General features: G+C 38.8%; 2 protein-coding genes. Both read left to right on the top strand.

The window, feature by feature from the left end; all coding sequences use genetic code 11:
• Positions 1 to 925 (top strand): phosphopyruvate hydratase (gene eno, locus AB1414_20830; GenBank protein ID MEW6609856.1); only part of this gene is annotated, 925 nt, incomplete at its 5' end.
• A gap of 49 nt (positions 926 to 974) precedes the next feature.
• The gene (locus tag AB1414_20835) at positions 975 to 1289 is read left to right on the top strand and encodes a septum formation initiator family protein (GenBank protein ID MEW6609857.1); all 315 of its coding nucleotides are present in this window, start codon (positions 975 to 977) and stop codon (positions 1287 to 1289) included.
• The last annotated feature ends 143 nt before the right edge of the window (positions 1290 to 1432 follow it).

A 1432-nucleotide genomic window follows, 5' to 3' on the forward strand; every position in this document is an offset into this window, starting at 1 on the left:
TTCTTTAGCCGTAGCTAAAGCCGCCGCTTTAGCCGTAGAATTGCCTCTTTATCAATATTTAGGTGGTGTCCAGGCTAAAACATTACCCGTGCCTATGTTGAATATCTTGAATGGTGGCAAACATGCTGATAATCCAATTGATATTCAGGAATTTATGATTGTGCCCAAAGGAGCGGAATGTTTTTCAGAAGGATTACGAATGAGCGTGGAGACATTTCATCAATTAAAAAAGATTTTGAATGAAAAAGGCTATTCTACGGCTGTGGGTGATGAAGGAGGGTTTGCTCCTAATATCTCCTCCACCGAAGAGGCACTTAAACTTATCCTCCAGGCGATTGAAAAAGCAGGCTATAAACCCGGTGAGGAGATATTTTTAGCCCTGGATGTCGCCGCATCTGAACTATTTGAGGATGATAGATATAATTTTAAAGGCGAGAGAAAAGTGATGACCTCCGCAGAGCTTATTTCCTATTATAAATCATTAGTTGAGAAATATCCTATCATTTCCATAGAAGATGGTTTTGCGGAAGACGATTGGGATGGTTGGAAGAACTTTACGCAGGAATTGAGTGGCAAAATTCAAATTGTAGGGGATGATTTATTTGTCACCAATCCGAAAAGATTATCTAAAGGAATAGGATTAGGTGTCGCTAATTCTATCTTGATTAAGGTAAATCAAATTGGGACATTAACCGAAACACTTGATGTCATAGAATTAGCAAAGCGGGCGGGTTATACCACGGTTATCTCTCATCGTTCGGGCGAAACAGAGGATACGACGATTGCCGATATTGCCGTGGCGACAAATGCCGGTCAGATAAAAACAGGTGCCCCATCTCGCACCGACCGCGTGGCTAAATATAACCAACTGCTACGCATAGAAGAAGAACTGGGAATTACTGGAATATATGGAAATAGAGAGTAATTAGTAGGCAGTAGTGAATTAAAATCTAAAATTAAAACTGGGGGAAACAATGGAATTCGAAATAACCTATCCTCGGAAAAAGAAAAAGACCAGGCAAAAAAAATTATTAGTTTTAACTATAATCTTTATCATATTATTCATTGGTGGAATGAAGAACATCCTCACTATTTTTCATCAGAAGCGACAAGTCTCAACTTTAACCAGACAAATACGAGAAATAGAGGAAAAGAATAAGGCTCTGGACAAGGAAAAAACGGCATTAAAAAATGACTCAACCCGAATAGAGGATTTAGCCAGACAAATGGGAATGATGCGACAGGGGGAGAAAAAAGTTAAGTTTGTCCCTAAAGAAGAAGAAAAATGACAAAGGGTAATTACTAGTGTCGTGTTGAACAAATAACGCACGGAATTTAATTCTGGTAACTGGTGATTGGTAACTGGTAATTAAATACCGTTTGGCTGAGCTGACGACGAATCTATTTAACCAGTTACCAATTACCAATTATC

Source organism: bacterium, from assembly GCA_040755795.1.
Taxonomy (GTDB): domain Bacteria; phylum UBA9089; class CG2-30-40-21; order CG2-30-40-21; family SBAY01; genus JBFLXS01.

Bases quoted from the DNA above. Each gene is read 5' to 3' on its own strand.
- AB1414_20835 (MEW6609857.1), top strand. From the start codon at position 975: ATGGAATTCGAAATAACCTATCCTCGGAAAAAGAAAAAGACCAGGCAA.